Origin of the sequence: Acinetobacter sp. NRRL B-65365, from assembly GCF_001605865.1 — a bacterium.
Classification (GTDB): domain Bacteria; phylum Pseudomonadota; class Gammaproteobacteria; order Pseudomonadales; family Moraxellaceae; genus Acinetobacter; species Acinetobacter vivianii.
In genome coordinates this window covers 60,411-82,943 of record NZ_LRPD01000013.1, presented here as the reverse complement: position 1 = coordinate 82,943, position 22,533 = coordinate 60,411, and the positions used below count along the sequence as shown (strand labels likewise).

Genomic DNA, 22,533 nt, shown 5'->3' with positions numbered 1-22,533 from the left:
GGAGACAGGCATGTTAAAGCATACATTAGGTGCATACCCACAACGTAATACTGATGATCATCCGCCAGCATATACACCTGGTTATAAGACCAGTGTATTACGCTCGCCAAAGAATGCATTGATTTCTATTAATGAGACGTTGACTGAAGTCACTTCACCGCATTTTTCACCGAATATCTTTGGCCCTAAAGATAATGATCTGATCTTGAACTATGCCAAAGAAGGTCTACCTGTTGGTGAACGTATCATTGTGCATGGTTATGTACGTGATCAGTTTGGTCGCCCTGTAAAAAATGCTTTGCTTGAAGTATGGCAAGCCAATGCATCTGGTCGCTATCGTCATCCGAATGACAAATTCATTGGTGCGATGGATCCTAACTTTGGTGGCTGTGGTCGTACTTTAACCGATGAAAATGGTTTTTATATTTTCCGTACCATCAAACCGGGCCCATATCCGTGGCGTAACCGTATTAATGAATGGCGTCCAGCGCATATTCATTTCTCCCTACTTGCAGATGGTTGGGCACAGCGTCTGATTTCGCAGTTCTATTTTGAAGGCGATACCTTGATTGATACTTGCCCGATTTTGAAAACTATTCCGTCGGAAGATCAGCGTCGTGCCTTGATCGCACTGGAAGATAAAAACAACTTCATCGAAGCAGATAGTCGTTGTTACCGCTTTGATATTCATCTTCGTGGTCGTCGTGCGACTTATTTTGAAAATGATTTGACTTAAGGGAGACATACGATGAATGCATGGAATTTTCAGGAATTAAAGGAAACCCCATCACAAACAGGTGGTCCTTATGTTCATATCGGTTTATTACCGCAACAAGCCAATATTGAAGTATTTGAGCACAACTTTGATAACCAGTTAGTGAATGACCAAACTCAAGGACAACGTATTCGTCTCGAAGGTCAGGTGTTTGATGGTCTTGGTTTGCCATTAAGAGATGTATTACTGGAAATCTGGCAGGCGGATGCAAATGGTGTTTATCCAAGTCAGGCGGATACTCAAGGTAAAACTGCCGATCCACATTTTCTTGGATGGGGCCGTACAGGTGCCAATTTTGAAACAGGTTTCTGGAGCTTTAATACGGTAAAACCGGGCGCTGTTGCTGGGCGTAAAGGTTCAATTCAGGCGCCGCATATTGCTGTGGCAGTGTTTGCGCGCGGCATCAATATTGGCTTACACACTCGTGTTTATTTTGAAGATGAAGTGGATGCCAATGCCAATGATCCAGTGCTAAACAGCATTGAATGGGCAGTACGTCGTCAGACTTTAATCGCCAAACGCAGTGAAGTGGATGGTGAGGTGGTTTATCGCTTTGATATTCGTATTCAAGGTGATGATGAAACCGTGTTCTTTGATATTTAAATATATTAAAGAAACGTATGTAGAAATTAGCTACTCGGGAATGTCATCTGCAATCTGAGCGAAGATAAACAAAGCAACGCTTTGTCTGAGCGTAAAACGAGTAGCTATGCTACGAATGTGGTATCGGAAGTGAACCTTACGGATGACAATGCTTTTGCCCTTACGAAGCTTCAAGCGCTTCTCAGGGCGGAACCAAAGTAAGTCCAGCCGAAGGCTTATCCTATCATTTAATCAAAATTCGCTAAGATCCCGCTGAATGAGCAAATCTATTATTAAGGACGATACAGATGAAAATGAAAACACTGGCAACATTGATGCTGCTTGTTAGCCCTCTATTGATGGTTCAAAGCGTACAAGCACAGGACAATCTGCACAAACATGTTGAATTATCTAAACTGGCAAAACTGCCTGTGAAAACTATTGTACCAATTACGGCCAAAACCAAAGAGCAGGCGATTGCACAGGCAAAAGTGATTGCCGCCAATGCTGATGCGGATCTTGCTGAATTCCGGATTGATTTACTGAGCTTTGCCAGTGATAGCAAGCAAGTGATTGCCTTGGGACATGAATTAAAAAAGATTCTCGGTACTAAGCCGATGATTGCCACCATTCGTACTCATAATGAAGGTGGGCAACTGACCATTAGTGATGCAGATTATGGCAAGACTTATCTGGCTTATTTACAGCAGCCATTTATGGATATGCTGGATGTGGAAATGTTCCGCGATCAGCTAATTGTGAAGAATACGGTCAAATTAGCACATGCGAAAAAAGTGCTGATTGTGATGTCGAATCATGATTTCCAAAAAACACCCGCTGAGGCTGAAATCATTAAACGCTTGCTCAAGCAAGATGAGCTAGGGGCAGATATCCTTAAAATTGCAGTCATGCCACAAAGCAAACAGGATGTATTTACCCTCATGAATGCGACATTGAAAGTCAGTCAGCAATCTAAAAAGCCATTACTCACTATGTCAATGGGTAAACTTGGGACGATTTCCCGCATTGCGACGGCCAATATGGGCGGCAGCTTCAGTTTTGGCATGATTGGTGAAGCTTCGGCGCCGGGTCAGATCGACGTCACGCAACTGAAACAGTTTTTAAAAACGGTTCAACCTACACAATAATTTAAAAAGGATTTTTAGACATGAAAGCAATTTACTTACGTTTAAGCACTTTAGCTGTGGCGATGGCGGTTTCGGGAATGGCAGCAGCAGAAACTTATGTTGTTGATCGTTATCAAGATGATAAAGATAAAGGTTCTTTGCGTTGGGCAATTGAACAAGTCAATAGCAAGCCGACTGAAGCCAGCGAGATTCTGATTCAGGCAGTAGGCAAGGCGCCTTATGCCATTAAGGTCAACAGTCCATTACCTGAGATCAAAGCGCCTGTAAAAATCATTGGGACGCAATGGGCAAAAACAGGTGAGTTTATTGCAGTCGATGGATCGAATTATATTAAAGGAACTGGTGTTGAAGCCTGTCCTGGTGCAGTTGAAGGGCAGTTCGGAACCAATGTCCGTACCACAACTTTGCCTGGCATTGTATTACGCGATATCAATGGTGTAACCATTCAAGGGTTGGAAATCCGCCATTTCTGTATTGGTATTCTGATGAACCGTGCCAGTAATAACCTGATTCAAAATAACCGTATCATGCATAACTACGGCGGCGCAGGTGTGATGCTGACGGGTGATGATGGCAAAGGTAATCCAACAGCAACGACAACCAATAACAACAAAGTGCTGAATAACTATTTTCAGGACAATGGTGATGGTCTTGAGTTAACTCGTGGCGCAGCATTTAATCTGGTGGCTAACAACCATTTTATTTCAACAGCAGCAAATCCTGAACCATCACAAGGGATTGAAATCCTGTGGGGCAATGACAATGCGGTGATCGGCAATAAATTTGAAAATTATTCAGATGGCTTACAGATCAACTGGGGCAAGCGTAACTATATTGCTTATAACGAGCTAACCAATAACTCCAACGGCTTTAACCTGACCGGTGATGGCAATATCTTTGATAGTAATAAAGTACATGGCAATCGGGTCGGCATCGCGATTCGTTCCGAGAAAGACGCGGATGCACATATTACATTGACTAAAAACCAAATCTGGAATAATGCTAAAGAGATTAAACGTTGTGAAGCAGGCGGAAGCTGCGTACCGAATCAACGTGTAGGTGCGATTATTTTTGATGTTCCTGGACTGGAGCATTCACATTATGTGGGTTCGCGCGGTCATGGCGTCAAGATTGATCCTGCCAACTTGCAGAAGACCTGTAAACAGGCCAATGAGCAAGGCTGTAATGCACAACCGAACCAGAATATTCAGGCACCAAAATTAACTTTGTCTAAAGGACAAATTGCAGTCGAAGTAAAAGGGCAGCCGAATCAGCGTTATCAGGTCGAGTTTTTTGGAAACTCATCGGCAAATTCAAATGAAGCAGAGTTTTATTTAGGTTCAGCTGTTGCTGCAACAAATGCACAAGGAACTGCAACGCTGACTTGGAAACCAACAGCGCAAGTTGCTTCAGTGACAGCAAATATCACTGACCGTGTAGGTGCGACATCTGAACTCAGTTCAGCTGTGAAACTAAAATAAACGACAAGGAGGCTGAATATGAAATCGAATGCATTATTGCTCAAAATGAGCTGTCTGGCAGTTGCAGTATGTACTGCTCAAGCTAGTTTTGCAGATCAGCCGTGGTCACAGGATCGCCAATGGCTACTGGGTGACTGGGATGGCCAGCGTCAGCAACTGGAAAAAGAAGGCTATAAATTTACAGCCTCAATCATGAGTCAAAGTGCCACTAATCTGGATGGTGGTTATGACGATAACAATACTTTTAAAAATGCAGCGCAATTATCATTAGGTGCCAATTTTGATTTAGAGAAAATTGCAGGCTGGAAAGATACCAGTGCCAGTCTTTTAATCACCAAACGTGATGGTAATGCGCTAACGCTGGATCGGATTAAAGATCCTCGTTCTAGTGCACTAGGCAATTCACAGGAAATCTACGGTCGCGGCAAAATCTGGCGTTTGAGTCAGGCATGGGTGAAAAAGGGTTTTGTTGATAATACGGTTCAGTTCAAGATTGGCCGTATGGGCATGTCAGAAGATTTTAATGGCTCGCAATGCGAATTTCAGAACCTGTTACTGTGTGGCGGTCAGCTTGGAAAGTCGATTGGTTCAATCTGGTACAACTTACCTGTTGGATTATGGGGCGCCAATGTTAAATATCAATTCGCACCTGAATGGACGCTGGGCGTAGGTGTCTATGAGGTCAATCCAGACAATGTTAAAACTGATGGGAATAGTGATGGTTTTAATCTGGATATGGACCACGTCAAAGGGGCGACCATTCCTGTAGAACTGGCATGGCGACCAAAACTTGCTGTCTTTAATGGCTTGTCTGGTGAATATAAAGTCGGGGCACTGTATTCAACTGCTGAAGCAAATGATATTGCGACCGTGGGCAAGGTACATGATGGTAAACATAGTTTCTGGCTCAATGCACAACAACAACTCAGCCAAAAAGGCGACGATCCAAAACGTGGTTTGTACGTCAGTTTCAATGCCGTGGTGAATGATAAAGCCACTACAGCAGTCAACAGTACCCAGCAACTGGCACTCTGGTACAAAGGGCCTTTTGATGGTCGTCCAAATGATTCAATTGGTTTTGGTATTGCCAATTACCTCGTAAATGATCGTTATAAAGATCGTCAAATTGAAATTAACCAGAGTCGTGGTTATGACCAATACGATGCGCTTGCTGCAGATTATGTACCCGTTCAGCGTGATGAGCTCAATGTTGAGCTGAATTACACCTATCAGTGGTCACCTGCGGTCATGTTAAGACCGAACCTGCAATATATTCATCAACCTGCTGGTGTTAAAGAAGTTGATGATGCATGGGTTGCAGGGTTGAGCATGCGTGTGAATTTCTAATACAGGAGTATGACAGATGTCTGAATCTTCAAGCTCGCATACCATATTGAAAATATGGTGTTTTATTTTAGGTCTGGTTTTATTACTGACAGGACTGTTTTTTACAGTCGGTGGGGTAAAGCTGGCGACCTTAGGCGGATCATGGTATTTCGTGATTTCAGGTGTATTAACGCTGATCGCGGCACTTTTTATTTTTAAGAAAAAAGCGCTGGGTGTCTGGTTATTTACATTGATATTTGCGGGAACAATAGTCTGGTCGTTGTTTGATGCTGGCTTGGAGTTCTGGCCTTTATTTTCTCGACTGATGTTTCCCGCAGGCTTATTTGCGGCCTTGATGTTTACTTTACCTGCCATTCGTCGTTATCAATTTCAACCAAGTGCAGATTTACCTGCTTATGGTCTCGGAATATTGACGGTTATTGGCATGGTGATTGGCCTTTATCAGATGTTCCAGCCACATCCAACCGTGACGGCTTCTGGTGAGGCATTACCACTGATTCCTGTAAAAACGGATATGAAGCAGACCAACTGGGCGCATTATGGTCAGGATTCAGGGGGTAGCCGTTTTGCTGCACTGGATCAGATCACACGCGATAATGTGCACCAGTTGAAAGAAGTCTGGCGTTTCCGTACGGGTGATTTCACCACAGGTTCAGGAAATGGTGCAGAAGATCAGATGACGCCGCTACAAGTGGGCAATAAGATTTTCCTGTGTACCCCGCATAACAACATTTTTGCGTTAGAAGCTGATTCAGGTAAACAACTCTGGAAAGCGGAAGTCAATTCCAAATCGGACGCATGGGAGCGTTGCCGTGGTGTTGCTTATTTTGACTCAACGCAAGCATTGGTTCAGCCGACTCTAGCGGGAGCGACACCTGTAAAAGCGGTGGCAAACAATACCTCATGCCTACGTCGTGTTTATACCAATACACCAGATGGTCGCTTAATCGCAGTCAATGCAGATACGGGCGAACGTTGTAAAGACTTTGGTGTAGAAGGCACCGTTGACTTGCTCAAAGGCTTGGGTGAGGGAACCACTGCACCACGTTTTGAAGTCACTTCAGCACCAACCATTGCCGGTACGGTGATTGTAGTGGGTAGCCGTATTGCCGATAACTTTGCTGCCGATATGCCGGGTGGTGTAATTCGTGCATACGATGTCATTACAGGTGAATTACGTTGGGCTTTTGATCCTCGCAACCCTGATCCAAACTATGTGTTGAAGGATGGAGAAACCTATAAACGTAGTTCAGCAAACTCATGGGCAGCGATGTCTTATGATCCGCAGATGAACACGGTATTCTTGCCAATGGGTAGCTCATCTGTTGATGTCTGGGGCGGTAATCGTCAACCACTGGATCACAAATACAACTCATCCGTTCTTGCTTTAGATGCAACTACAGGTAAGGAAAAGTGGGTCTATCAAACAGTGCATAATGACCTCTGGGATTTTGATTTGCCAATGCAGCCAAGCTTGGTGGATTTCCCAATGAAGGATGGTCGCAATAAGCCTGCTGTGGTGATTGGTACTAAATCAGGCCAGTTCTTTGTATTGGATCGCGTAACAGGTCAGCCATTAACAAAAGTGGTTGAGCAAGCGGTGAAGCCTGCGGATATTCCGGGAGAACAATACAGCCCGACACAACCACGTTCGGTAGAAATGCCACAGATTGGTAACCAAACCTTAACTGAGTCTGATATGTGGGGGACTACACCATTTGACCAATTGATGTGCCGTATCAACTTCAAATCAATGCGTTATGAAGGCTTGTTTACTGCACCGGGCACGGATAAATCATTGAGCTTCCCAGGTTCTCTAGGCGGCATGAACTGGGGCAGTATTGCCTTTGATCCAAGCCATCAATATATGTTCGTCAATGACATGCGCTTAGGCCTATGGATTCAGTTGATTGAACAAACACCTGAAGATTTGGCTGTTCAGGCAAATGGCGGTGAAAAAGTTAATACAGGTATGGGTGCAGTACCAATGAAAGGAACCCCATACAAAGTCAATAAAGATCGCTTCTGGTCGAAATTGATGATCCCTTGCCAAAAACCACCGTATGGCACCATGACCGCAGTGGATATGAAAACCCGTCAGGTTGCATGGCAAGTGCCAATGGGAACTGTACAGGATACTGGCCCGATGGGAATCAAAATGGGCTTGCCTGTTCCGATTGGTATGCCAACCATTGGTGGTCCAATGGCAACTCAAGGTGGTTTAGTGTTCTTTGCTGCAACTCAAGATTATTACTTGCGTGCACTAGATTCATCTTCAGGTAAAGAGCTTTGGAAATCACGTTTACCAGTGGGTAGCCAAGGTACACCAATCAGCTATGTGTCACCGAAATCAGGTAAGCAATATGTATTGATTACTGCGGGTGGCGCGCGTCAATCGCCTGATCATGGGGATTATGTGATTGCATATAGCTTGAACTAAATCCTTATTTATCGTTAAAAACATAAAACGGCAATCCTCAGTGATTGCCGTTTTTTTATTTGGATATCCAGCTCATTTTTAATAAACGCTATTCAAAGCTCTACACATAATAATTGGCATAGTCATTGCTTAATTTAATACATCTGGTCTGACCAGTCAGACAATGCGTTAAATTGGAGCAGCGATGCAGCTAGAAACATTCAATCAACTGGACTCAGTGGAAGCAGGGCGTGTATTACAAGCGTGTGTACATATCCCGAATTGGGGTTCTGAACTGGTACAACAACGTCCTTATTTTTCTATAGACCAGCTTTATCAAGTTGCCGTTGCACAAGCCCAGACATGGTCATGGTCTGATATTGCAGAAGCTTTGGCACAACATCCGCGCATTGGTGAGAAAAAAGCAGCATCGGTTTTGTCTGAAAAAGAACAGCAATTTTCTCAACGTGAACAAGCTCAAGTTGAAACGGACGCTGTCGTGCAATTGGCGCTATATCAGGGCAATTTAGATTATGAGCACAAATTTGGGCATATTTTCCTGATTCGCGCTGCGGGTCGTTCGGGGCAACAGATCTTGTCTGAACTACAACGTCGATTACTCAATACGGTTGAACAAGAGCAAGCCGAAGTAAAACAACAGTTGGCTGAAATTGCCTTGATTCGTTTAAAACAGGAGATTCAATAATGGCGGGTATTAGCACACATATTTTAAATGCATCACTTGGTCAGCCAGCGCGTCAGGTTTTGGTGAAATTACGTCAGGAAATCAATCATCAATATATTTTGCTGGATGAACAGTTCACAGATGCAGATGGTCGTATTCCTGCATTCAAAATCGACTCATTCATCCAAGCCAATTATCAATTGATTTTTGAAGTGGGGGATTATTTTCAGGCTTTGAACACAGACAGTTTTTATCCAAGCGTCTGTATCGATTTTAAGGTCGTGGATACGCAACAGCATTATCACGTGCCTTTATTGATCAGTCCTTTTTCATATTCAACTTATCGTGGCAGCTAAATCAACGCAAGCAATGTGGACCTTATGAATTTAATTTGAGGAATTAACCATGCATCAAGACAACACCCATCCAGAACGAGATGAACTTATCTCGGCAGAACATCAATATTTAGGCATGAATAAAAACATCTTATATGGTTTACAACATGTGTTGACTATGTATGGTGGAATCATTGCACCGCCATTGATTATTGGAGCCGCAGCAGGTCTCGAAGCTTCAGAAATTGGATTACTGGTCGCTGCTGCCTTATTCGTAGGTGGTCTGGCGACGGTTATACAAACCATAGGTTTTAAACATTTCGGGGCAAAATTACCGATTGTACAGGGTGTTTCTTTTGCAGGCGTTGCGACCATTCTGGCTATTGTGAGTACGGGGGGAGGATTAGCATCTGCCTTTGGTGCTGTGATCGTCGCCTCTTTAATTGGTTTATTGCTGACGCCATTTTTCGCAAAAATCATTCGCTTCTTTCCACCTGTAGTGACGGGTTGTGTGATTACCATGATTGGTATTTCACTGATGCCTGTTGCGATCCGCTGGATTATGGGCGGTAATCCTAAAGCTGAAAACTGGGGTGATCCCGCCAATATTGGTTTGGCGGTGATGACGCTGGCGATTGTGATTATTTTTAGTATGTTGCGTAGCCAGATTTTACGCCGGCTCGCAATTCTGGCGGCAATCATTCTAGGGACTGTGCTTGCTTATATTGCTGGATTTACTGATTTTTCAAAGGTTGCTGCAGGTTCTATTTTTGCTTTTCCTAGCTTCTTCCATTTCGGTTCTCCTGTATTTGAGTTTTCTGCCATTCTTTCCATGACAATTGTGACCTTGGTGATCATGACGGAAACCACTGCCGATATTATTGCGATTGGTGAAATTGTTGGAACTAAAGTGGATTCGAAACGTATTGGTGATGGTTTACGCGCGGATATGTTATCGAGTGCAATTTCTCCGATCTTTGGTTCATTTATGCAAACGGCTTTTGCTCAAAATGTCGGGTTGGTTGCCATTACAGGGGTGAAAAGCCGTTTTGTGGTGGCGACTGCGGGTGGCATTTTAATTATTCTGGGATTATTGCCGATCGTGGGGCGTCTGGTTGCCTCGATTCCCATGCCTGTTTTGGGCGGTGCTGGCATTGTGTTATTTGGTACAGTTGCCGCAAGTGGTATACGAACCTTAGCCAAAGTTGATTATAACGATCACAGAAACCTGATTATTGTGGCGACTTCACTGGCAATTGGCATGATACCCATCGTTAATCAGGAGTTCTATGCACAATTCCCAACTTGGGTAAAAACCTTATTGCATTCAGGCATTAGCTCGGCTTGTATCACCGCCATTTTGCTTAACATCATTTTTAACCACTTACCATTAAGTAAAAAGTCTGTTGATGTCGCAACAGTGCCTCTAAATTCAGGGCATTGATCGAGATTGATTTGGAACTGATTTTTTAACCTAACCACACTTTTTATTCGAAAAATTTAAAAGTTGCTTATTCAACACTGAATAGGTCTAGGGGAGTTTTTGTCTTGAAAAAGCCAAAAACAGGATTTTAAAGACCTAAAGCGATTTTTAAATGAAATCTTACGGGGAATTTTATGAGAAATTTTAAATTAAAATCAGCAATGCTCATGCTCGCTATGACCTCAACTATGCAGGCATGGGCGGCTGATACCAGTCTAAATTATCTGTTGAATTTGCAACAAGATTGTCAGGCGGGTGATGGACTGGTTGCGGCATTTGTCTGTGGAAGTGTTCATGGCGCAGTGAAATCGACCTATTACTCACTCAATAATGCTTATTTTGTGGATAATCTGAATCAGGATACGGCTGTCATCGGCGGCTATATTAAATATGAAACAGCGCCTTTTTATGGCATACAGGCAGGTGTTGGATATGACATACAACGCCGATTAGATGAGAAAAATAAAAATGACGAAGTACCTGAACTGCAAGAGGATCGCGATGGTCTGGCAGAAGCTTATTTAAGTTGGAAGAATGATTTAGCCAGAGTGACCATTGGTAATCAGCGTCTCAATTTACCTTTTATGGGGGATTATGCAGACCGTCGTGTTTTGATGTTTTTATATCAGGCAGCCGATGTCCAGATTGGAAACAATGACAATTTCTTGCGTCTAACCAAAGTCAATAAATATAAAAGTTATGGCGAAGATGAGTTCACAAAAAGCTCTCGTCAAAACTCGAATCTGGAAACCGATGGTGTCTGGTCAGTGGGTGTCGGGAAGCGGTTCAACTTAGCCGAAGATCAAAGTCTAAAAACGCAGGTGTGGTATCAAAGTTATGATGACTATACCCGTTTGATCTATACACAAGCTGATTTGGCAATGCCGAAGATTAAATATGCTCCTGAATTTTCACTGCAATATATTTTAGGTAAAGATCAAGGCAAAGCTTTAGCTGGTGAGGTAAATAGTCAGATTTTTGGTGCACAGGCGGCAGTTAAGCTATTACCTAAGGCGACTTTAAAAGTTGCATATAACTACATTAAGCCAGATCGGGAGGGGTATTTGAATGGCGCACTTTTAACGCCGTATGCTGCCAAAACCTCTTCAGGTGAAATTTTTGCTCAGCCATTTTTTACCAGTACTCAGGATTTAGGTGCGGGTAATGCCTTCATGTTGTCTTTGGAGGGGAAAGTGTCTGATCAGGTGATTGCCGGCGCGCGTTATTCACTTATGGATTTAAAGGAAGCAGAGCATGTTGCCAGCCGAAACCAATCTGAATATATACTGTTTGGGATTTATAATTTTACAGGGGCTTTAAAAGGTTTTAGTGTCAGTAATTTTGCGGGTATCCAGACCTCTCCACGTTATGACAAGAATTTCTTACAGAACCGTTTTGCATTGACTTATAAGTTCTAAGGAATCAATTGGTTAATGAATGCATATTTCAACAGAGATATGCATTTTTTATTTCCTAAAAGTCAGTTGAAAAAAAGCCCCCTCAATAGGGGGCGAAAACTGTAAAGATCTAATCCAGGGGGTTCCCAACGATATTGCTTATAATCCCTTGCATAATATGTGAACCCTGTTCCTGATAGAGAGACTGATACCATTCTTGGGTCACTTGAGGGTCTTTCATATGAGTGACATCGCAGCGTTTACGCGCTCTTAAGACCATTTCCTTAGTACGATCATTACGTTTGTTTTGATAACGTGCCAATGCATCTTCCAGACCAAAGGTATTAATTTGCAGGGCACGAGCAAGATAAATCGCATCTTCCATGGCCTGACAGCCGCCTTGTCCAATATCAGGCGTAGTGCTATGTGCTGCATCGCCTAATAACACGACACGTCCTTTGTAGAAGTCCATAAACGGTTCAATATCATGGATTTCAACACGGTTGGTTTTATGTGCATCTAAACGGTCAATGAGTTTTTGTACAGGTTCACACCAACCTTTAAAATGGGCCTTTAGCTCTTGTTTATAATAGGCACGGTCATTTGTTAGCCCTGCATCTAATGGCACATCAAAAAAGAAATAGAAACGATTTTGTGCAACAGGCATCAGCGATACGCGTTTACCTTCACCAATATAGGTTGTCCATTGCATGGAAGGTGCAATTGTTTCATCAATTTCGACCAATCCGTTCCAGTTCACATAACCTGCATAACGACGTTCGACTTGATAGCCGAGTACAAATTGTCGGGTGAGGGAATGTGTACCATCTGCACCAATCAGTAAATCAGCTTTAATCTGAGAATCATCCTGAAAGTGAATGGTCACCTCATCTTGATGCGTTTCAATCGCAGTCATTTTCATGCCCAGTTTGATATCTTCCAGACCAAATTGCTGCATTAATAAATGCTGTAGATCGGCTCGGGCAACAGGATAGGCACGTTGTCCAACTTCCTTGTATAAATGCGACAAGCTGAATTGCGTCATGGTTTGCTGACTGAGACCATCCACATAGGCCAAAGATTCCATTTGACCGCCTAAGGCCTGAATCTGGTCGGTTAAACCTAAATAATTAAGACACTTCACTCCATTTGACCAAAGTGAAATCGCTGCACCTACAGGTAAGATCTCGGCTGCTTGTTCATAGATGGTAACGTGATGCCCAAATTTTTTTAAAGCGATACCCGCAGTTAGACCACCCATACCAGCACCAACAATTGCAATATTCATTGTTCAGATCCTAAATATTTAAAAAGTTTCTAAACAGTTCTAAGCGAGAAGTGTGCCAATTTTAATAACTGGTTTTACTGGTCATACCAGTTTTTGTGCTTTATTAAAATGCATAATTATTGAGCTTGCATTGATGTGGTTCGGGACATGATGCAAAGTGGTGCGGGGTAATGATTTAAGCAATTAATTTGAGTGGTTTGGTGACATTCAATTGGGATGTCGAGAGAAATATACGCCCGCACGTTGTGCCGCACCAATAATATGCGCTTGCATGGCTTTTTCAGCCGCTTCTGCATCTTGTTTAAACAGGGCTTGTAGAATTAGCTCATGTTCCTGAATGGTTTTAAATGCCAGATTCGGCTGAACAAAAGGAAGAATCTGACTCTTTTTAATCCATTCGGTATGCATTTTAAGTGTTTGAATAATAGATTGATTATGGCTCAATTCAATAATGTGCTGGTGAAAAGCATAATCTGCCCCAGAAGCTGTTGTCCAGTCTTGTTGTTTGATTGCAGCGGCAAGCGATTGGTAATGTTGCTCTAAGGTCGATTTATCATTTTCAGTTAAATATTCACAAGCCAGTAGGGCACAAAAACCTTCCAGTACATAGCGTAATTGATAGAAATCTTTGAGTGAAACGCGGTGCTCACCTTCCCATTGTTCGGCAGCCTGACTATGTTTTGAAATAACATAAACGCCTTTGCCAGCCTTGATTTCCAATAATCCCAAGGCAGCAAGACGTGTTAAAGCTTCACGCAAGGAAGCCCGACTGATGCCTAACTGGACGGCAAGATCGCGTTGCGAAGGGAGTGTTGAATCGACAGGATAAGTACCTTGCTGAATGCGTTGATGAATCACTTCCACAGCTTGCTCAGTCACCTGAGATGATTTTCCATTGAGCATTGCTTGTGGACTCATAAGCCACGCACCTTATCTTTAAAATGAACAATTTGATTCTACACAAAATTTCTATTTTTGTTGTTGTTCCTGATAAAAAATCGCTATATTTTGATAACAGGTCAGACCAGTTGGACTGGTTTTTGCATAACAGAATAGAAATGAAATGTTCAGGATTGATCGATGACAGTGCATATTGCCAAAACAGTAACTTTACCGAGCCATTTTCAAGCGTTAACCAATCTTGCTGATGCCCGAATTGGTGCAACCATTGTGAGCTGTTCAGATGAGTTCTTTGCACAGGCAGAAAGAATGTTGCAAAGTACGCCAGCTCAATTTATTGAGGGAAAATATGATGACAATGGTAAATGGATGGACGGATGGGAAACCCGACGCAAGCGTGAAGCTGGCTATGATTGGTGTATTGTACGTCTAGGTGTGGCAGGGCTGGTATCTGGATTTGATATTGATACTTCTTTCTTTACAGGCAATTATCCAGCTTCTGCCTCGGTAGAAGGATGTTATGCACCAGACAATCAATTAGACAATATTGAATGGATACCCTTATTAGAAAATTCGGTTTTATCCCCAGATCAGCATCATTTTTTTGATTGTAGCGCACAGAAAATCACGCATATCCGCATCAATATTTTCCCGGATGGCGGGATTGCCCGTTTAAGGGTGTATGGCCGTGTGGTGGTCGAAAATGTAGATACATCCCAGCAGATCGACCTGATTGGTTTAAAAAATGGCGGACGTATTGTGGCTTTTAGTGATGCACATTTCGGGCATCCAAATAATTTGCTGAATCCTGATCGTGGTTTAAACATGGGTGATGGCTGGGAAACCAAACGCCGTCGTGCACCTGGTTTTGATTGGTGCATTATTGCTTTGGGACAAGCTGGATTAGTTGAAAAAATTGAAGTCGATACCGCATATTTTAAAGGTAATTTCCCCGCATTTTGTTCAATACAAGCGACTTATATTGAAGATGCAACCGATGCACAACTGATTCCACAGAGTATGTTCTGGCCATTTTTATTGGAACAGCAACCTTTAACGATGGACAGTATTCATGAATATCTAGCAGAAGTCATTCAACATCAAAAAGTGAATTTTATCCGTGTCAATATGATCCCTGATGGCGGCATTAGCCGGATTCGTTTATGGGGAAAAGTGGTTTAGTAATTTCTCATGAGTAATCGCCTCATTGTGATTCAATGGGGCTGATAAGAAATGGCAGAGAATAAACATATGCATGAAAAAAATATTGAGATCCAACCTTTAACTCAGGACAGTTTTGCTCCTTTTGGTGATGTGATTGAAAAAAGTGGTAAAGACTTTATTCCAATTAATCAGGGACTCACTGAACGTTATCATGCGCTTTCACTGGCACAAATTTCAGGAGAGCAGGTTGCGGTTGGGATGAGCATTTTTCACAATTTATTTGCAACTCAGATTCCATTTCAGATTGAGATGCTGGAACGACATCCTTATGGTTCGCAGTCTTTTATTCCTTTACAGCAGCAGAAATTTATTATTGTTGTGGCGTTGCCATTTGACCAAACACGACCTGATGAACAGCTAATTTATGCTTTTATCAGCAATGGACAGCAGGGAATTACCTATCATCAAGGGGTATGGCACCATCCTTTAATTAGCTTAGAAGCAAACAGTGATTTTTTAGTGGTAGATCGGATTGGTGGCGGCAGTAATTGCGATGTGCATCATTTATCTCAACCTTTATGGATTACTGAAGCTTTAGCACAGTCAGAGATCATCAATCTCTGACTGTATATTGGAAAATATATTGACTTTAGAATATTGGAAGGTGATTCATTTTAATTTAGAATCTTCAAGCATATTAATATTCGAATCTTTTTTTAATTAAGATTTTTTGTATATAACCTAAATCTTTATTTCTTTTTTTATGTCAACAAAACGCTATGTAGCAAGAGAGTTGCTTGAACAGCATACAAAGCAAAAGAAGCAAGAAAAATTAGAACAAAGGCGTTTGGTGCTTGAACAACAAGCTAAAGAAAAAAGACAGACCAAAATACATATTGCCCTTTTGATTATTGTATTCGTTTTACCGCTATTTTTATTTCCAGCATATCCACGCAATCAGTGGCAGTATGAGATTTATCGTTATATCACAGAGCAGATGTTGATTACGGTAGGGACTAAAGGTCCATTGCCATTTTTTACTATTCTTTCAAGTGTTTATTGTACGGTTATAACCTCTGTTTTCAGTGGTTATTTGTGTTTCTTATTCATTAAGAAAGTAGGCGTAAACAAGACATTTCAGGAAAAAATTTATAGTAAATTCTTTCAAGCTGAGTTTGAGGCATCGAAGAAACATCCGTGGCTGGAGAAGCCATTGATTAAAAAAACAATTGTTTCAGGCATATTTTTATTCTGCTTTATCATGGGGATGAGCCATTTTCTTTTAGAGAATATCTCCTTTCAGGATGGTAGTCGTAGAGGTGCACTTATCCAGTTAGGTTATAATTATCGGATCGGTGTACTTTTTTGGGAAAGTACGTTTAGTGTCTTTACCATATTCCCGTTTTTTTATTTTGGTTTTTTATTTATTTATCTTTTTAATTATTTCTTCCGAGGTTTAGGTACGGGAAAAATTATTATCCCTCAAAAAAGACCCAAGAAAAGAAATCAGAAGAGATCACACAAAAGACCGCAAACACCATCATAGATGATAAAAATAAATAGACTAAAGCTGAAATAACAGACAGAGACGATCTATCTCTGTCTGCAAAGAATAGAGGATTAATATTTACCTTTGAAGTTGGCGCTGATGCGTTGTTTTAAATATTCTTTCGCCGTGATTGCAGGATATTTCTTTTGTGGGCTTTCAATGATCACATCTTCATTGGCTTGGCAGAAGAACGCCAGACTATAACGCGGCCCTTGATATTCATTGGCTTCTGGATTTTTGACGCGGTGGAAATTAGAAGGTAATTGGTCATCACTCCAACGCATCAGCATATCACCAATATTACAGGTAATTACATGATCAAGGGGTTCGATGCTGGTCCATTGCTGTTGTTCCATATCCTTGCCAGGACAGACTTGCAAACCACCTTGTCCCTTACGTTGGAACAGTAGGGTTAAACAGTCAAAATCGGTATGCGCACCCGCACGCCATAGTCCCAATTGATCTTTAAGCGCAGGATCAATTGCGTAGTAATGTAGCATTCTTAAGGTACTTTGATAGCTGTCCTGCTCAGGATCATGTGCCAGTGCAAAGAAGTTATCGGCAAAACCCAGTTTATAAGCAAAGCAGGACAGTATTTTCATACCGACTTGCCAGCATGCCTGTTCAAATTCCAGCATGGTCTTTTTAAAGTTCGGTAATTCTTGCTCACTTGGGTAAAGTCCTTCCATCCGGGGACGAGTGATTTGGTAGGATTCTTTTTGATCTGGCGTACTGGTCGAAGGACGAACTTGTGCCTTACTTTCCCAACCCGCATTGCGATTCAGTGGATAACGCGCTTTGACAGGTTCAGGTAAAGCAAAAAATTGCTGTGTCATGTCGAAAGCTGTTTGGATCTGTTCCAATGGGATACCATGATTTGCAACCTGAAAAAAACCGATATCCGTTGCTGCTGCCCAAAGCTGTTCTGCAATCTCATACTTTCGTTGTTCAAAGTTGGATAAATCAATCACCCGAACTTCACGTTCAAAGGTTTCTTGTCCCAAAGCGCCCATACGGGCTTCTTTTTGTAATTCTTCTAAGCTGTAGTCATTTTCAGCGATTGGAGTCATGTTGGCGCTATTCATATTTCAACCTCATCTTTTGGATAAACCGTGACCCAATCCAATGAATTGAAAGAGATGGGGTCACATTCAAAAAAGAGCCGCACTTTCTTCAAAAGATATTTTCTCATGAAGAGTGTGAGCTGATTTCTGAGCAATGACCCACATAGCAGTTGGTGTGACTGCATGCTGAACGCTTCTACTCTGACATAAACACATAAGCATTTTTTATACCAGTTTATAAAGCAGCTCGTGGAGGGCAATCAGCACAAGCAATTTATACAATGGGCTTGAGCATGAAATATCGGGAAACTGATAAAGATTTGTTGTTGGATCAATTGTGTCGAGATGAACAAGCAATCTATAAAAGATTGCATTGAAATATTTATAGGGATTTAAATCGTCAGCGTCAGTGATTCATTTCTGCGCATTGAGCTGTTTTAAAATAGTGCATTTTTAATACAGTCTTATTTTTTATGGCCTACAAAAGAAGATAATGAATACGGTTTATTCATCTAAAATAATCAAAAATAAATTCAAACTAGATTATACCTATGAAAAATAAAATGAAATCAATCTTGGCACAGAGCTTGCTAAATCATTACTGAGTATAAGCGGTCAGTGTGTACCAAACACGCGGGACATTGCTCTACAGCGTTTGCTGTTCCTCTTTTGGGGACAAAGCCAATTGGGTTTGGCTTTGAGAGAAATGTGTAGCTTATACATTGATTGACCCCCTAAAAAGAATAGCAAGATGAATCCATACAGATTTAGGGGTGTTACTTATGAATATTCAACACTATGTAGGCAAAGGACGACGTACTGTTATCGCGAGCGCGTTATTGGGCTTTGTCACCGTTCTCAGCTCAACCAGTTATGCAGCCGATAAACTTGTGTTACAAACCACATGGTATGCGCAAGCTGAGCAAGGTGGATATTATCAGGCACTAGCACAAGGAATTTATAAAAAATACGGCCTTGATGTCGATATTAAAATCGGTGGGCCACAAGTCAACAACATGACTTTATTATTATCAAAACGTGCTGACATTATTATTAATTATGACCTACAGGTCTTAAAGGGCATTGAAAGCAATTTTCCAATTAAAGCGGTTGCAGCGCCATTTCAGTTTGATCCGCAAGGTGTACTAACCCATAACGATGTAAAGTCTTTGGCCGATCTGAAAGGAAAAACGATTCTGGTCTCGACCAGTGGACAAGCAAGCTGGTGGCCTTGGTTAAAAGGTAAATATAAATTAGATGCAGCACAAGCTCGCCCGTATACCTTCAATATGCAGCCTTTTTTAGCAGGCAAAAATGTTGCACAACAAGCCTATGCGACCTCTGAAGTCTTTCAGGCCAAAAAAGCAGAACCATCGAGTAATTTCTTTTTATTTGCTGATGCTGGCTATCCAGCTTATGGCGGTATTTTAGTGACACGAAATGATGTCATTCAAAACAAACCTGATGTGCTGCGCCGTTTTGTCAGAGCTTCGATGGAGGGATGGAAAAACTATTTAGCTGATCCACGTTTGGGCAATAGCATCATTAAAAAAGAAAATCCGAATATGAATGATGAGTTACTCACGTTTGCTGTAGGACAAATGCGGAAATTGAAATTGATTGATGGTGGTGATGCCAAAACTCAAGGCATTGGCGTCATGACGGATGCACGTTGGAAAGCAACGCGAGATTTTATGGTGAGTGCAGGGTTGCTGAACACGAAAACCAATTGGAAAACCGCTTATACCACGCAATTTATTAAACCAGCCAAATAATCTGGAATGTCGATCAGGATTTTTTAGGGTTAAAAAATAGGGCACTGGCACAAAGGGGAAACCATATGAATTCTGCTTTACCAATGGATACGCCAATCCATGAATCTTCAAGCTTTGTCACGCCAATGATCATGGCCAGAGGCGTAGAGAAAACTTATCCGAATGGTACCAATGCATTACAGCGTTTAGATTTAAATATTGCACGTGGTGAGATTGTTTCATTACTCGGGCCATCAGGTTGCGGTAAAAGTACCTTACTCAAAATGTTTGCTGATCTGGAGCACCCATCTGCCGGAGTGGTGCGCTGGAATGGTAAAGCTGATATTCAATCGCAATGCAAAATGGCTATGGTGTTTCAAGAAGCAACGCTCATGCCGTGGAGCAATATTGAAGACAATGTTCGTTTGCCTCTCAATTTACAACATATCTCAAAATCAGTTAGCACCCCGAAAGTGATGGCGGCTTTAGCAGCAGTGGGTTTGGAGAAGTTTAGCAAAGCCTATCCACGGGAACTTTCAGGGGGCATGCAAATGCGTGCCTCGTTGGCTCGGGCACTGGTGACGGAGCCAGACTTGTTGTTAATGGATGAACCTTTTGGCGCATTGGATGAGTTTACCCGCCATAAACTGGATAGCGATATTCGCCAATTATGGTCTGAACGTGATTTAACCGTAGTTTTTGTCACGCATAGTATTTATGAAGCGGTGTATTTATCTTCGCGCGTGATTGTTATGGGCGCGCGACCTGGGCGGGTGGTCGCCGATCTGGAAATTGAAGGGCCTTATCTGCGTGACGAAGCCTTTAGAAGCTCAGACATCTTTATTCAACAATGTTCGCATCTATCGCAATTATTGGCTGAGGCAAGTGGAGGACATCACCATGATTAAACCTTTGATACAACATCCAACGGTTCAACGTATTGCTGCGCCACTTGGGCTTGGTTTGATCTTCCTGTTGTTTTGGCAGTTGAGTTTTCAACAGCTAGAAGTGCCTATTTATGTGGTGCCAAAGCCGAGTGATATCGTTATGGCGATGGTCAATCAGTCCAGTGTGTTATTTGGCAGTTTATGGGTCACGCTAAAAATCACCTTATTGGCTTTTGTGTGTGCGGTGATTATCGGCACATTGGTCGCTTTTGTGTTTGTACAAAGTCGTGTGGTCGAAGCCTGCTTTATGCCTTATGCCATTTTATTTCAGGTCACTCCGATTGTTGCGATTGCACCATTGGTCATCATCTGGATTCAAAATACAACTTTGGCATTGGTGGTGTGTGCCATGCTGGTTGCGGTTTTCCCGATACTGACCAATACCACTTTGGGCTTGCGTAGTGTCAATAAAGGCTTGCTCAATCTTTTTCAAATCAATAAAGCCAGTCGCTGGCAAATTCTGATGCGCTTACGTGTACCGAACGCTCTGCCTTATTTCTTTGGTGGCTTACGCATTTCCTGTGGTTTGGCACTGATCGGTGCTGTGGTTTCCGAATTTGTTGCTGGGGCGGGTGGAACCAGTGCAGGTTTGGCTTATCAAATCTTGCAAGCAGGCTTCCAATTAGATTTACCTCTAATGTTTGCTGCATTATTCCTGATTACCTGCACAGGTTTGGGCTTATTTGTCTTGATGTCCTTATTAAGTCAGTTCTTTTTAAGCAAATGGCATGAGAGTGAGCAAGTATGAGTCTAGTGTCTTTGAATCATAGTTATTTAATTAAAAATGCACATGCCATTTTGACGGGGTTATCTGGGAATGCAGCGCGTTGCTCATTCAGTGATATTCGTATTCAGGCCGGTAAAATTGCTGAACTCGGCCAGTTAGCTGCCCAGCCGAATGAACAGGTGATCGATGCCCAAGATTGTGTAATTTACCCTGCGTGGGTGAATACACATCATCATTTATTCCAGTCTTTACTCAAGGGTGAGCCACAAGGACTGAATCAAAACCTGACCTCATGGCTTGCCAGTACGCCGTATCGGTTTCGTGGTGCGTTTGATGAAAATACTTTCAGGGTTGCGGTACGGATTGGCTTAATTGAGTTATTACGTTCAGGCTGCGCAACAGTGGCGGATCATCATTATTTGTATTGGCCAAAGATGCCGTTCGATGGTGCAGCAATTTTATTTGATGAAGCCGAAAAGTTAGGCATGCGTTTTGTGTTGTGTCGTGGTGGAGCAACGCTCACGCGCGGTTTGGAAAGTGAGTTGCCACAAGCATTACGTCCTGAAAAGTTTGAAGACTATATGATGGATATTGAGCGTTTGGTGCAGCAATATCATCAATCAGGTTCAGATGCATTTCGAAAAATTGTAATGGCACCGACTTCAACCCTGCATTCGACCACAGCGGCACAATTGCGGGAAAGTGCCAAAATTGCCAGACAGTTCGGGATTCGGATGCATAGTCATTTATCTGAAACGGTGGACTATCTCGATGCCGCCAAAGCCAAGTTTGGCATGACTCCCGTCCAGTTTTGTGCTGAACAGGACTGGATCGGAAATGATGTCTGGTTTGCGCATCTGGTGAAATTATTGCCAGAAGAAATTCAGTTGTTAGGCCAAACTCAAACAGGAATCGCGCACTGTCCGCAGAGTAATGCACGTTTGGGCAGTGGCATTGCCGATCTTGTTGCTCTGGAACAGGCAGGCATGACCATTTCGATTGGCGTTGATGGCGCAGGTTCCAACGAAGCCGCAGATATGTTGTCTGAAACCCATGCTGCATGGTTATTGCAACGGGCCAGAAAGGGCATGTTGGCGACACCACAGTATGAGGGCGGGCAATTTGAAGGTGGTGCAGATGCTGCCAGTATTGAGGATGTGATCCGTTGGGGAACGGCGGGTGGTGCCAAGATATTAGGTTTAGATCAAGTCGGTACGATTGAGGTCGGGCAACAGGCCGACTTGGTGGTGTATCAATTGGACGATCCACGTTATTTCGGTTTACATGACATGGCGATAGGCCCTGTGGCAAGTGCTGGGCGGGCGCATATTAAGGCCATGTTTGTTGCTGGGAAAATGGTGATGGAGAATGATCAGATTCCTGATCTGGATATGATGGAGTTGGCTTGGCAAGCAAAGCAAGCCGTAAAGCTGTTAGAGCAGCGCAGTATGCATATGGCAAAAATAGCCTAAGCTAAAATAATGGATT

Annotated in this window: 20 protein-coding genes; 17 read left to right on the top strand and 3 right to left on the bottom strand. The window is 42.5% G+C overall.

Annotation, left to right across the window (positions count from 1 at the left end; translation table 11 throughout):
- The first annotated feature begins 10 nt into the window (after window positions 1-10).
- The 10 genes from pcaH (at window position 11) to AWW72_RS07355 (ending at window position 11,673) form a co-directional block, all read left to right on the top strand.
- A complete protein-coding gene (pcaH, locus tag AWW72_RS07400; RefSeq protein ID WP_004772812.1) occupies window positions 11-736 on the top strand; it encodes a protocatechuate 3,4-dioxygenase subunit beta in 726 nt (241 codons plus the stop codon).
- A 12-nt stretch (window positions 737-748) separates the two neighbouring features.
- The gene (gene pcaG, locus AWW72_RS07395) at window positions 749-1,378 is read left to right on the top strand and encodes a protocatechuate 3,4-dioxygenase subunit alpha (protein WP_004772811.1); all 630 of its coding nucleotides are present in this window, start codon (window positions 749-751) and stop codon (window positions 1,376-1,378) included.
- Between the two features lie 287 nt (window positions 1,379-1,665).
- Complete coding sequence (aroD, locus tag AWW72_RS07390; protein ID WP_062846922.1) at window positions 1,666-2,505, top strand: type I 3-dehydroquinate dehydratase; 840 nt, start codon at window positions 1,666-1,668, stop codon at window positions 2,503-2,505.
- Window positions 2,506-2,525: 20 nt separating this feature from the next.
- Window positions 2,526-3,986: a NosD domain-containing protein gene (locus tag AWW72_RS07385; RefSeq protein WP_062846921.1), complete on the top strand. Its 1,461-nt coding sequence runs from the start codon at window positions 2,526-2,528 to the stop codon at window positions 3,984-3,986.
- Window positions 3,987-4,004: 18 nt separating this feature from the next.
- Entirely contained in the window at window positions 4,005-5,333 is a 1,329-nt protein-coding gene (locus tag AWW72_RS07380) for a carbohydrate porin (protein WP_062846920.1), read from the top strand.
- A gap of 16 nt (window positions 5,334-5,349) precedes the next feature.
- Window positions 5,350-7,773 (top strand): glucose/quinate/shikimate family membrane-bound PQQ-dependent dehydrogenase, encoded by a 2,424-nt coding sequence (locus AWW72_RS07375; RefSeq protein ID WP_062846919.1) that lies wholly within the window; start codon window positions 5,350-5,352, stop codon window positions 7,771-7,773.
- A gap of 184 nt (window positions 7,774-7,957) precedes the next feature.
- On the top strand, window positions 7,958-8,458 hold the full coding sequence (gene uraD, locus AWW72_RS07370) for a 2-oxo-4-hydroxy-4-carboxy-5-ureidoimidazoline decarboxylase (RefSeq protein ID WP_062846918.1): 501 nt from the start codon (window positions 7,958-7,960) through the stop codon (window positions 8,456-8,458).
- Window positions 8,458-8,793, top strand: a complete 336-nt coding sequence (gene uraH / locus AWW72_RS07365; RefSeq protein WP_047428280.1) for a hydroxyisourate hydrolase — start codon at window positions 8,458-8,460, stop codon at window positions 8,791-8,793. The genes uraD and uraH overlap by 1 nt, the downstream gene beginning before the upstream one ends.
- A 49-nt stretch (window positions 8,794-8,842) precedes the next feature.
- Window positions 8,843-10,216: a nucleobase:cation symporter-2 family protein gene (locus AWW72_RS07360; protein ID WP_062846917.1), complete on the top strand. Its 1,374-nt coding sequence runs from the start codon at window positions 8,843-8,845 to the stop codon at window positions 10,214-10,216.
- Window positions 10,217-10,389: 173 nt separating this feature from the next.
- On the top strand, window positions 10,390-11,673 hold the full coding sequence (locus tag AWW72_RS07355; protein ID WP_062846916.1) for an OprD family outer membrane porin: 1,284 nt from the start codon (window positions 10,390-10,392) through the stop codon (window positions 11,671-11,673).
- 109 nt (window positions 11,674-11,782) lie between these two features.
- Here AWW72_RS07355 and hpxO read toward each other — a convergent pair whose 3' ends face one another.
- Entirely contained in the window at window positions 11,783-12,940 is a 1,158-nt protein-coding gene (gene hpxO, locus AWW72_RS07350; protein ID WP_062846915.1) for an FAD-dependent urate hydroxylase HpxO, read from the bottom strand.
- A 207-nt stretch (window positions 12,941-13,147) separates the two neighbouring features.
- A complete protein-coding gene (locus AWW72_RS07345; RefSeq protein WP_062846914.1) occupies window positions 13,148-13,858 on the bottom strand; it encodes a FadR/GntR family transcriptional regulator in 711 nt (236 codons plus the stop codon).
- Between the two features lie 162 nt (window positions 13,859-14,020).
- On the opposite strand from AWW72_RS07345, the gene alc reads away from it, so the two are divergent.
- The 3 genes from alc to AWW72_RS07330 all read left to right on the top strand — a co-directional run bounded on the left by alc (window position 14,021) and on the right by AWW72_RS07330 (window position 16,550).
- Complete coding sequence (alc, locus tag AWW72_RS07340) at window positions 14,021-15,022, top strand: allantoicase (RefSeq protein WP_062846913.1); 1,002 nt, start codon at window positions 14,021-14,023, stop codon at window positions 15,020-15,022.
- 69 nt (window positions 15,023-15,091) lie between these two features.
- Window positions 15,092-15,628 (top strand): ureidoglycolate lyase, encoded by a 537-nt coding sequence (locus AWW72_RS07335; protein ID WP_062846936.1) that lies wholly within the window; start codon window positions 15,092-15,094, stop codon window positions 15,626-15,628.
- A 139-nt stretch (window positions 15,629-15,767) separates the two neighbouring features.
- Window positions 15,768-16,550: a hypothetical protein gene (locus AWW72_RS07330; protein ID WP_062846912.1), complete on the top strand. Its 783-nt coding sequence runs from the start codon at window positions 15,768-15,770 to the stop codon at window positions 16,548-16,550.
- A gap of 74 nt (window positions 16,551-16,624) precedes the next feature.
- Here AWW72_RS07330 and AWW72_RS07325 read toward each other — a convergent pair whose 3' ends face one another.
- Window positions 16,625-17,638: an isopenicillin N synthase family dioxygenase gene (locus AWW72_RS07325; RefSeq protein ID WP_062846911.1), complete on the bottom strand. Its 1,014-nt coding sequence runs from the start codon at window positions 17,636-17,638 to the stop codon at window positions 16,625-16,627.
- Between the two features lie 761 nt (window positions 17,639-18,399).
- Here AWW72_RS07325 and AWW72_RS07320 point away from each other — a divergent pair.
- The 4 genes from AWW72_RS07320 (at window position 18,400) to AWW72_RS07305 (ending at window position 22,517) form a co-directional block, all read left to right on the top strand.
- Window positions 18,400-19,392 (top strand): ABC transporter substrate-binding protein, encoded by a 993-nt coding sequence (locus AWW72_RS07320; protein WP_062846910.1) that lies wholly within the window; start codon window positions 18,400-18,402, stop codon window positions 19,390-19,392.
- A gap of 65 nt (window positions 19,393-19,457) precedes the next feature.
- Window positions 19,458-20,279: an ABC transporter ATP-binding protein gene (locus tag AWW72_RS07315; RefSeq protein ID WP_062846909.1), complete on the top strand. Its 822-nt coding sequence runs from the start codon at window positions 19,458-19,460 to the stop codon at window positions 20,277-20,279.
- Window positions 20,272-21,066: an ABC transporter permease gene (locus AWW72_RS07310; RefSeq protein ID WP_062846908.1), complete on the top strand. Its 795-nt coding sequence runs from the start codon at window positions 20,272-20,274 to the stop codon at window positions 21,064-21,066. The genes AWW72_RS07315 and AWW72_RS07310 overlap by 8 nt, the downstream gene beginning before the upstream one ends.
- Window positions 21,063-22,517, top strand: a complete 1,455-nt coding sequence (locus tag AWW72_RS07305) for an amidohydrolase family protein (protein ID WP_062846907.1) — start codon at window positions 21,063-21,065, stop codon at window positions 22,515-22,517. The genes AWW72_RS07310 and AWW72_RS07305 overlap by 4 nt, the downstream gene beginning before the upstream one ends.
- Window positions 22,518-22,533 lie beyond the last annotated feature (16 nt).

Bases quoted from the DNA above. Each gene is read 5' to 3' on its own strand.
- pcaH (WP_004772812.1), top strand. From the start codon at position 11: ATGTTAAAGCATACATTAGGTGCATACCCACAACGTAATACTGATGAT.
- pcaG (WP_004772811.1), top strand. From the start codon at position 749: ATGAATGCATGGAATTTTCAGGAATTAAAGGAAACCCCATCACAAACA.
- aroD (WP_062846922.1), top strand. From the start codon at position 1,666: ATGAAAATGAAAACACTGGCAACATTGATGCTGCTTGTTAGCCCTCTA.
- AWW72_RS07385 (WP_062846921.1), top strand. From the start codon at position 2,526: ATGAAAGCAATTTACTTACGTTTAAGCACTTTAGCTGTGGCGATGGCG.
- AWW72_RS07380 (WP_062846920.1), top strand. From the start codon at position 4,005: ATGAAATCGAATGCATTATTGCTCAAAATGAGCTGTCTGGCAGTTGCA.
- AWW72_RS07375 (WP_062846919.1), top strand. From the start codon at position 5,350: ATGTCTGAATCTTCAAGCTCGCATACCATATTGAAAATATGGTGTTTT.
- uraD (WP_062846918.1), top strand. From the start codon at position 7,958: ATGCAGCTAGAAACATTCAATCAACTGGACTCAGTGGAAGCAGGGCGT.
- uraH (WP_047428280.1), top strand. From the start codon at position 8,458: ATGGCGGGTATTAGCACACATATTTTAAATGCATCACTTGGTCAGCCA.
- AWW72_RS07360 (WP_062846917.1), top strand. From the start codon at position 8,843: ATGCATCAAGACAACACCCATCCAGAACGAGATGAACTTATCTCGGCA.
- AWW72_RS07355 (WP_062846916.1), top strand. From the start codon at position 10,390: ATGAGAAATTTTAAATTAAAATCAGCAATGCTCATGCTCGCTATGACC.
- hpxO (WP_062846915.1), bottom strand. From the start codon at position 12,940: ATGAATATTGCAATTGTTGGTGCTGGTATGGGTGGTCTAACTGCGGGT.
- AWW72_RS07345 (WP_062846914.1), bottom strand. From the start codon at position 13,858: ATGAGTCCACAAGCAATGCTCAATGGAAAATCATCTCAGGTGACTGAG.
- alc (WP_062846913.1), top strand. From the start codon at position 14,021: ATGACAGTGCATATTGCCAAAACAGTAACTTTACCGAGCCATTTTCAA.
- AWW72_RS07335 (WP_062846936.1), top strand. From the start codon at position 15,092: ATGCATGAAAAAAATATTGAGATCCAACCTTTAACTCAGGACAGTTTT.
- AWW72_RS07330 (WP_062846912.1), top strand. From the start codon at position 15,768: ATGTCAACAAAACGCTATGTAGCAAGAGAGTTGCTTGAACAGCATACA.
- AWW72_RS07325 (WP_062846911.1), bottom strand. From the start codon at position 17,638: ATGAATAGCGCCAACATGACTCCAATCGCTGAAAATGACTACAGCTTA.
- AWW72_RS07320 (WP_062846910.1), top strand. From the start codon at position 18,400: ATGAATATTCAACACTATGTAGGCAAAGGACGACGTACTGTTATCGCG.
- AWW72_RS07315 (WP_062846909.1), top strand. From the start codon at position 19,458: ATGAATTCTGCTTTACCAATGGATACGCCAATCCATGAATCTTCAAGC.
- AWW72_RS07310 (WP_062846908.1), top strand. From the start codon at position 20,272: ATGATTAAACCTTTGATACAACATCCAACGGTTCAACGTATTGCTGCG.
- AWW72_RS07305 (WP_062846907.1), top strand. From the start codon at position 21,063: ATGAGTCTAGTGTCTTTGAATCATAGTTATTTAATTAAAAATGCACAT.